The 8,192-nt window shown below is 71.2% G+C and carries 8 protein-coding genes; 4 read left to right on the top strand and 4 right to left on the bottom strand.

The genetic code is table 11. The annotated features are described in order from the left end of the window. Together Pta02_RS33870 and Pta02_RS33865 are read right to left on the bottom strand one after the other, a co-directional pair. On the bottom strand, nucleotides 1-513 hold a 513-nt coding region (locus tag Pta02_RS33870; protein WP_203879077.1), incomplete at its 3' end, for a serine hydrolase domain-containing protein. Between the two features lie 72 nt (nucleotides 514-585). Then, on the bottom strand, nucleotides 586-1,530 hold the full coding sequence (locus Pta02_RS33865; protein ID WP_203879076.1) for a hypothetical protein: 945 nt from the start codon (nucleotides 1,528-1,530) through the stop codon (nucleotides 586-588). A gap of 97 nt (nucleotides 1,531-1,627) precedes the next feature. On the opposite strand from Pta02_RS33865, the gene Pta02_RS33860 reads away from it, so the two are divergent. Continuing rightward, nucleotides 1,628-2,587, top strand: a complete 960-nt coding sequence (locus Pta02_RS33860; RefSeq protein ID WP_203879075.1) for a TAXI family TRAP transporter solute-binding subunit — start codon at nucleotides 1,628-1,630, stop codon at nucleotides 2,585-2,587. Nucleotides 2,588-2,651: 64 nt separating this feature from the next. Here Pta02_RS33860 and Pta02_RS33855 read toward each other — a convergent pair whose 3' ends face one another. Together Pta02_RS33855 and Pta02_RS33850 are read right to left on the bottom strand one after the other, a co-directional pair. Continuing rightward, nucleotides 2,652-4,232 carry a HAMP domain-containing sensor histidine kinase gene (locus Pta02_RS33855; protein WP_239131440.1) on the bottom strand — a complete coding sequence of 527 codons (1,581 nt, stop codon included), beginning with the start codon at nucleotides 4,230-4,232 and terminating at the stop codon, nucleotides 2,652-2,654. A 6-nt stretch (nucleotides 4,233-4,238) separates the two neighbouring features. Further along, complete coding sequence (locus Pta02_RS33850) at nucleotides 4,239-4,922, bottom strand: response regulator transcription factor (protein WP_203879074.1); 684 nt, start codon at nucleotides 4,920-4,922, stop codon at nucleotides 4,239-4,241. Between the two features lie 179 nt (nucleotides 4,923-5,101). Between Pta02_RS33850 and Pta02_RS33845 the strand changes: the two genes are divergently transcribed. Genes Pta02_RS33845 through Pta02_RS33835 form a run of 3 tightly spaced genes read left to right on the top strand, consistent with a single transcriptional unit; the run spans nucleotide 5,102 to nucleotide 8,128 of the window. Next, on the top strand, nucleotides 5,102-6,139 hold the full coding sequence (locus Pta02_RS33845; RefSeq protein WP_203879073.1) for a tripartite tricarboxylate transporter substrate-binding protein: 1,038 nt from the start codon (nucleotides 5,102-5,104) through the stop codon (nucleotides 6,137-6,139). Between the two features lies 1 nt (nucleotide 6,140). Then, nucleotides 6,141-6,602: a tripartite tricarboxylate transporter TctB family protein gene (locus Pta02_RS33840; RefSeq protein WP_203879072.1), complete on the top strand. Its 462-nt coding sequence runs from the start codon at nucleotides 6,141-6,143 to the stop codon at nucleotides 6,600-6,602. Nucleotides 6,603-6,622: 20 nt separating this feature from the next. After that, nucleotides 6,623-8,128, top strand: a complete 1,506-nt coding sequence (locus Pta02_RS33835) for a tripartite tricarboxylate transporter permease (protein ID WP_203879071.1) — start codon at nucleotides 6,623-6,625, stop codon at nucleotides 8,126-8,128. Nucleotides 8,129-8,192: the final 64 nt, after the last annotated feature.

Below are 8,192 nucleotides of genomic sequence, written 5' to 3'. Positions count from 1 at the left end.
TTCCACCATCCGGGCCAGGACGAAGGTGGTGGCGTTGTCGTAGGTGTGCCGGGTGCCCTCGGGGGCGGAAAACGGCACCCGCAGGAAGCCCTTGACCAGGTCGCCCGGTTCCAGCTGCCAGGCCTGGGTGAGGCTGTCGGTGTGGTGGCCGGTGGTCATGGACAGCAGGTGGTGCACGCTCAATCGGCGGGCCTGCTCGGTGATGTCGGCCGGGATGTGCTCGGGCAGTACCTGCACCACGCGATCGTCCAGCGACAGCAGTCCGTCGGTGATGGCCAGTCCGGTGGCGATGGCGGTGAAGGACTTGGTCAGGGAGTACAGCAGGTGCGGGCGGTGGGCCGAGTAGGGTGCCCACCAGCCTTCGGCGACGATGTGGCCGTGGCGCACCACCATGAGGGAGTGGCATTCGACGGCTTGCGCGTCCAGCCGGTCCAGCAGCGCGGTGATCGCGCGGGAGGACACCCCCGCGGTGGCCGGGGTCGAGCGGGGCAGCAGGGTGCGCTGGGCAGGCATGCGGGGACCCTAACAAGATCGCCGGATCCGCCCAATCGAATTACGAGCCACGGCTCGGCTCACAGAGCCACATCAGATGGAGGTCCCGGGAGGGGATTTGAGCAGCGGTGTCGCCTCGGCGACGTAGCCGGCGTGCCGGTGCCGCAACGCGTTCGCCGCCATGCGGATCAGGTCGACGGTCACTCCGGCGCCGCCGCTGGGGTCGTGCACCTTGAGCTTCAGATCGAGGCTGACCGGGGTGCCGCCCCAGGTCTGCGCCTCGATGTTGATGTGCGCCACCTTGTGTGACTCCAGGTGCGGCAGATAGCCGAGCGGGGCTATCTCCACCTTGTCCGCTGCGGACTCATGCGCGGTCAGGGCGTTGAGCTTGGACTGCATCTTGGTGTTGCCGTTCTCGACCAGGTTGCGGAAGTCCTCGGTGCCTCCCAGGTTGACCTGGTAGGAGCTGGTCAGGGTGAGGCCGCGCTCCTGCAGCAGGTGCAGCAGGGCGTGATGCACGATCGAGGTGCCGAACTGGCTGGTCAGGTCGTCGCCCAGCAGGGGCAGCCCGGCCTCGGTGAACCGCCGCATGATCTGCGGATCGCGGGCCACCGCGTCCGAGGTGATGTTGACGAATGCCGCCCCGGCCCGCAGTGCCGCCTCGGCGTATGCCTGCGCCGTCTCCCGGCGACCGCTGGGAGCCGCGTAGAGCACGACCTCGGCTCCGGCGAGTTCCCCGGCCACGCGCTCCACCTCGGTGGCATCGGTCAGGCCGCGGCGCACCGTGACGCCCGACAGCGGCAACTCGTCGATGAGGCGCGGGAAGTTGTTGGGCGGCATGAAGATCGCCTCGGAGAGGTCCCTGCCGACCTTCTCCCGGGACAGCGCGAAGGCGGCCGTGAAGTCGACGTCGCCCACGCCCAATCCGTGAAGCACCGTTCGGCGGACCCCGACCAGGTTCCCCGTGGCACGCTGCAGGGCTATCCCCTGCACCAGCGCGGAAACGTTGTTGCCGACCCCGACGACTGCGACTTTCACCCGTTCGATCATGGACGCCAGGGTACGGCGGCCGCCGCTTTCGCATCCACGTCCCAGACGGGGGACCGCCGGCGGCCGGCGTCCGTATCATCTCGGCATGGTGCCGAACCCGGAGCCGCGGCTCAGCCGGCGGGCGGTGCTTCTGGCCGCCGGAGGGCTGCTCGCCGGTTGCTCCCGGCAGGCCGAGACCGACGAGGTCCATCTGAGGCTGGCCACCGGGCCGGCCGGGGCGGTGTACCGGCGCATCGGCGGTTCGCTGGCCGTACACATCTCCGAGCGGGTGCCGGGTGCCACGGTGACCACCGTGCCGAGCGGGGCGTCCACCGACAACATCCGGATGTTGCGGGCCGGTGAGGTGCACCTCGGGCTGACGAGCCTGGACGCGCTGATCACGACCGACGGCAGCGTGCCCGAAGGGCTCTCGGCGATATGCCGGCTCTACGACAGTCACCTGCATCTCGTGGTCATGGCCGGTTCGGCGATCGAGGAGTTCCGGGGCCTCGAGGGCAGACGCGTATCCCTCGGTGCCCGCGACTCGGGCACCGAGTTCACGTCACTGCGGGTTCTGCGGCTCGGACGGGTGAACGCCGACGGCCGGTATCTCAGCCAGGCCGAATCGGCGGCGGCACTGCGCGAGGGCGAGATCGACGCGATGTTCTCCCTGACCGGTGTCCCGACTCCCGCGATCACGGCGCTGGCGCAGCGGCACCCGATCCGGCTGATCCCGCTGGACGCGCAGGCGGACGCGCTCTTCACGGCGTTCCCGGGTCCCTACACGCCGGCGATGATCCCCCCGACCGCCTACGCCGGCGTCCCGGCCACCCCCACCGTCGCCGTGCCGAACGTGCTTCTCGTACGCAACGACCTGCCCGACGGCCTGGTCCAGGCCATCACCGACACCATCTTCACGCACACCGGCACGATCACCTCCACCGGTCACGGCGACGCCGAAGCCGTTCCCGAAGCGTGGCAGATCAACGTACGGACCGGGATCGCCACCGGATCGATCCCGCTCCATCCGGGTGCGGCAGCCTGGTTCCGCGACCGCAAGCGCTGATCCGGGACGACGACGGGCCGGTGACGGAGCCCCGCGCCTCAGACCGGCGACGGATTCCCGGGCCTCAGGCCCGCGGCGGAGCCGGGGCACCGGACGACGACTCCGCCCCCGGAACGACCGGCAACGCGACCACCGCGGCGAATCCGTGCCCGGACCCGTCCGGACGCGGCAGGCCGTCCTCCAACCGCAGCTCGCCCCCGGCCGCCCCGACCAGGTCGGCGCAGATCGCCAGTCCCAGGCCGGTCCCGGGCACGTTCTGGTGCCGCGGCGAACGCCAGAACCGCTGCAGCGCCCGGGCCCGCTCGGACACGTCGATCCCCCGGCCGTCGTCACGGACGACGATCGCGACCACGCCTCCGGCCGCGGAGGCGTCACCGCGCCCGGCATCCGTACCACCGCTACCACCGCGTCCGACGGCGCCCGCGCCACCCCACCCGGCATCCGTACCACCCCACCCGGCATCCGTACCACCGCGTCCGGCGGCACCCGTACCACCGGAGACGACCCTGGCGCTCACCTCCACCGCCCGCGCGTCCGACAGCCGCAACGCGTTGCTGATCAACTCGTCCAGGATGCCGCCCAGCCCGCCCGTCGGCTCCAGCACCCGCAGCCCCGGCGGTACGTCGACCGTCAGCGTCTGCCCCGCCGTCGCCGTCAGCGCCCGCCACCGTTCCACCCGGGTCGCCAGCACCGCGTCGAGATCCACCGGCGACGCCGTCCGTATGCTCTCCATCCGCGCGCTGGCCTGCAACGAGTTCAGCAGCCGCTGCATCGCCTTCAGCTCGTCGACGGCGACCTCGTACACCTGCCGCCCGCCGTCCTCCGCGCGCAGATGCGGTTCCAGGCTCTCCACGGCGAGCCGGAGGCTGGTCAGCGGATTGCGCAGCTGATGCGACGCGTCGGACACGAACGCCCGCTGCCGCCGTACGGCGTCCTCGACCGCGTCCATCATGGTGTTGAACGACTCCGCCAGCCGCCGCAGCTCGACCGGGCCGGCCTCGGCGTCCGCCCGGATCGTGAGATCGCCCCGGGAGATCCGCGAACTCGCCGCGTCCAGTTCCCGTACCGGCCGCAGCACCCACGCCGACACCGGCCAGGCGACGGCCACCAGCGCGATCAACGGCAGCAGTCCGAGCCCGGCGAGCTGGGCCCATCGCACGAGGATGCGATGGCGCGTCCTCGACAGGTCGGAGACCGTCACGACGGCGCCGACGACCTCGCTGTCCCGGCCCACCGGCTCCGCGACCACGAGCGCGGAGTCCTCCCACGGCGCCCATTCCCCGGACGGCTCGGACCTCGCCCCGGCCAGCGCCGCGGTCACGATCCGGGATAGCGCCGGTTCGGCCCGCGCCGCCCGCCGGTACGCGCCGGCCGGTCCGAGCAGCACCGCGCCCGAGGTGTCGATCACCGCGACCGGGATGCCGTACAGCTCGTGATAGCGCGTCAGCTCCTGGTGGAGCGCCTCGGTCCGCCCGGTCGACAGCGCGGTCTCGGCCAGCGACGCGAACCGGCCGACGTCGTTGAGCCGGTCGACGTACGTCTCCTGCATCTCCCGCTCGGCCACGGTGACGCTGAGCGGCGCCCCGAGCGCCGCGACGAGCAGCACCGCGAGGGGCACCAGCACGGCGAGCAGGCGGCGGTGCACGGCACCTCAGCCGATCAGCTCCGGCTGGTCGGCCAGGAGCCGATAGCCGACCCCGTGGATCGTGCGGATGAGTACGGCGGGCCCGATCTTCTGCCGTAACGCCGCGATGTGGGTGTCCAGGGTGCGGCTCGACGACTCCCAGGTCGCGCCCCAGATCTGGTCGAGGATGACGTCGCGGCTGACCACGTCCGGCGCCCGCCGGGCCAGCAGCAGGAGCAGTTCGAACTCCTTGCGGGTCAGCGTCACGGGAGCGCCGCCGACGGTGACCTCGCGGGTGCCGACACCGATCCGCATCGGGCCGAGGACGAGCGGTCCGTCCGGGTGGCTCGCGGCACGGGCCGCCCGGGTGCGCCGCAGGACGGCGTCGATCCTGGCCAGCAACTCCGAGACGCCGAACGGCTTCACGATGTAGTCGTCGGCGCCGACGCGCAGGCCGCGGACCCGCTCGTGCTCCTCCGACCGGGCCGTCACGGCGATGACGGCGGTCTCCGGCCGGTCGCGCAGCCTGCGGATCACGTCGAGCCCGTCGCCGTCGGGCAGGTTCAGATCGACGAGGACCACATCGGACGGGGCGGCCCGGACGGCCTCCGCGGCGGTGGCGACGCGGTGGACCTCGAAGCCCGCCTGGGCCAGGACGGTCACCAGACCCCGGGCCACGCGGTCGTCATCTTCGATGATGGTGATCCGCATACCGGCGGATTGTACGGCCCGCACCAACGCTTGTGTTAGCTCTTGATTCTTGGGATTTCTCTGACGTATCCGGCGCTTTCCTTGGGATTACCCTGACACCATCCGCGTCCCCGCCGGGACCGGGATCGGGGCCGAGCACTCACCGACACACGCGCATGCGCTGACGAGGAGGCCGCGACATGAGAACGATCGGCAGGTACCGGACCGCCGCGCGGATGGTCGTCGCGATCGGCGTCGTCTCGCTCGTCGCCGCCTGTTCCGGCGACGGTGGCACCACCACCGGCGGCGCCACCGGTGCAGGCGGCTCCGGAGGCTATCCGGACAAGAACATCACGATCGTCGTGCCGTTCAGCGCGGGCGGCCCGACGGACACCGTCACCCGCATGATCGCCGATCCGATGGCCGCCAAGCTCGGCACGAAGATCGTCGTTCAGAACGTCGAGGGCGCGGGCGGCACGGTCGGCGCCGGCGAGGTCGCGCGGGCTGAGCCCGACGGCTACACCGTGCTCATGCACCACATCGGCATGTCGACGGCGCCCGCTCTGTACGAGGACCTGGGGTACAAGCCGCTTGAGGACTTCGAGACGGTCGGGCTCGTCACCGAGGTGCCGATGACGATCGTCGCCCGCAAGGACTTCGAACCCGAGACGCTCCAGGACCTCGTGACCTACGTGAAGGCGAACGCCGGCAAGGTCACGCTGGCCAACGCCGGCATCGGCGCCGCGTCCCACCTGTGCGGCCTGCTGTTCCAGACCGCCGCCGGGGTCAAGCTCCAGGAGGTCCCGTACGAGGGCACCGGCCCCGCGCTGACCGACCTCGTCGGCGGCCAGGTCGACTTCATGTGCGACCAGACGACCAACACCAGCGGCCAGATCTCCGCGGGCGAGGTGAAGGCGTACGCGGTCACCACGCCGGAGCGGGTGAAGAGCCTGCCCGACCTGCCCACCACGACCGAGGCCGGGCTGCCCAAGCTCCAGGTCAGCGTGTGGCACGGCCTCTACGTCCCGAAGGGCACGCCGCAGGACGTCGTCCAGAAGCTGACCGAGGCGCTGAAGACGGCACTGGCCGACCAGAAGGTCATCGACCAGATGGCCAAGCTCGGCACCGCGCCGGTCCCGGCCGGGGACGCGACCCCGCAGGCTCACCGGGCCAAGCTCGAAGCGGAACTCGCCACCTGGGCGAAGGTCATCTCCGACGCCGGCGTCCAGGCCTCCTGAGGTGGAGCGCCGCCGATCCCTCCCGGACGTCCTCGCCGGGGGAATCTTCGTCCTGATCGGTGGCGCGTTCGTGGTGGGGTCGCTCGGCCACAGGCTGGGCACCCCGCTGCGGATGGGCCCCGGCGCCTTCCCTCTGCTGGTCGGCGCGATCCTGGCCGTGCTGGGCCTGGCGATCGTGGTCAAGGGACTCGTCGCCGGCGAGGTGATCTCGTTCGGGCCGGTCCCCTGGCGGGCGGTCGTCCTCATCACGCTCGCGGTCCTGTTCTTCGGATTCGCCGTCCGGGGCCTCGGGTTCGTCCCGGCCTCGGCGGTGACCACCCTGCTCACCACGCTGGCCGGCTCACGCGTACGGCCGCTCACGGTCGTGGCCGTGACCATCGGGCTGACCGCGGCGGCCACGCTCATCTTCGTCGTCGGGCTTCAGTTGCGGATCCCGCTGTGGGGCCCGTGGCTGGGATTCTGACGCGGCATCCGGACTGAGGCATGGAACTTCTCGACAACCTCGCGCTGGGCCTCTCCACCGCCCTCCTGGTCCAGAACGTCCTCTACTGCTTCGTGGGGGTGCTGCTCGGGACGGCGGTCGGCGTGCTGCCCGGCATCGGGCCGACGGCGACGGTGGCGATGCTGCTGCCGATCACGTTCAACTTCGAGCCGGTGACGGCGTTGATCATGCTGGCCGGCATCTACTACGGCGCGCAGTACGGCGGCTCGACGACCGCCATCCTGATCAACCTGCCCGGTGAGTCGTCGGCCGCGGTCACCGCGCTGGACGGGCACGAGATGGCCCGGCAGGGCAGGGCCGGCCCGGCGCTGGCCACCGCCGCGATCGGATCCTTCGTCGCCGGTACGGCGGCCACCGTCGTGCTGGCCGTCGCCGCCCCGCCGCTGGCCCGCATCGCGTTGCGGTTCGGCCCCGCCGAGTACTTCTCGCTGGTGCTGTTCGGCCTGATCGTGTCCATCGCGCTGGCGCGCGGCTCGACGCTCAAGGCACTGGCGATGATCGCGCTCGGTGTCCTGCTCGGCACGGTCGGCCAGGACATCTACACCGGCACGCCCCGGTTCGTCTTCGGCCGGCGTGAGCTGTACGGCGGCATCGACTTCGTGTCGGTCGCCGTCGGCATGTTCGGGATGGCCGAGATCCTGCGCAACCTGGAGAACGAGCGGGCCCGCACGGCGGTCGTCGGCAAGGTGGAGAACCTCTGGCCGACCCGTGAGGACCGCCGCCGGATCGTCGCCCCGATCCTGCGGGGCACCGGTCTCGGCTCCGCGCTCGGCGTCCTGCCCGGCGGCGGCCACGTGCTGGCCTCCTTCACCTCCTACGCCGTCGAGAAGCGGATATCGAAGCGGCAGCAGGAGTTCGGGCACGGCGCGATCGAGGGCGTCGCCGGCCCCGAGTCGGCGAACAACGCCGCCGCCCAGACGTCGTTCATCCCGCTGCTCACCCTGGGCCTGCCCGCCCACCCGGTGATGGCGTTGATGGTCGGCGCGTTCATCGTCCACGGCATCACCCCCGGCCCGAACGTCATCACCGACGAACCGGCGCTGTTCTGGGGCCTGATCGCGTCGATGTGGATCGGCAACGTGCTGCTCGTGCTGCTGAACCTGCCGCTGATCGGCATGTGGGTGCGCATGCTGCGCATCCCGTACCAGGTGCTGTTCCCGATGATCATCCTGTTCGCCTCGATCGGGACGTACTCCCTGGGGTTCAACGCCTACGACGTCTACGCGATCGCGTTCTTCGGCCTCCTGGGCTACGTCCTGATCAAGTGCGGCTGCGAGCCCGCGCCCCTCCTGCTCGGCTTCGTCCTCGGCCCCCTGCTCGAGGAGAACCTCCGCCGGGCCCTCATCATCTCCCGCGGCGACCCGTCGGTCTTCCTGACCCGCCCGATCTCCGCGGTGCTCCTGTTCCTGGCCGTGGCGGCCCTCATCGCCGCCGTCCTCCCGGCGATCCGCAAGCGCCGCGAGACCGTGTTCACCGAGGAGGACTAGGGACGTGTCGTCGCCGCGCTCATCGTCGTTCTGTACGCCCTGGCCCGCCGGGTCCTCCCTCCTC

This window comes from Paraplanobispora takensis, from assembly GCF_016863195.1.
In the GTDB taxonomy this organism is placed as follows: Bacteria; Actinomycetota; Actinomycetes; order Streptosporangiales; family Streptosporangiaceae; genus Planobispora; species Planobispora takensis.
The sequence above is the reverse complement of the archived record's forward strand: the minus strand, read 5'-3'. Positions and strand labels throughout refer to the sequence as shown.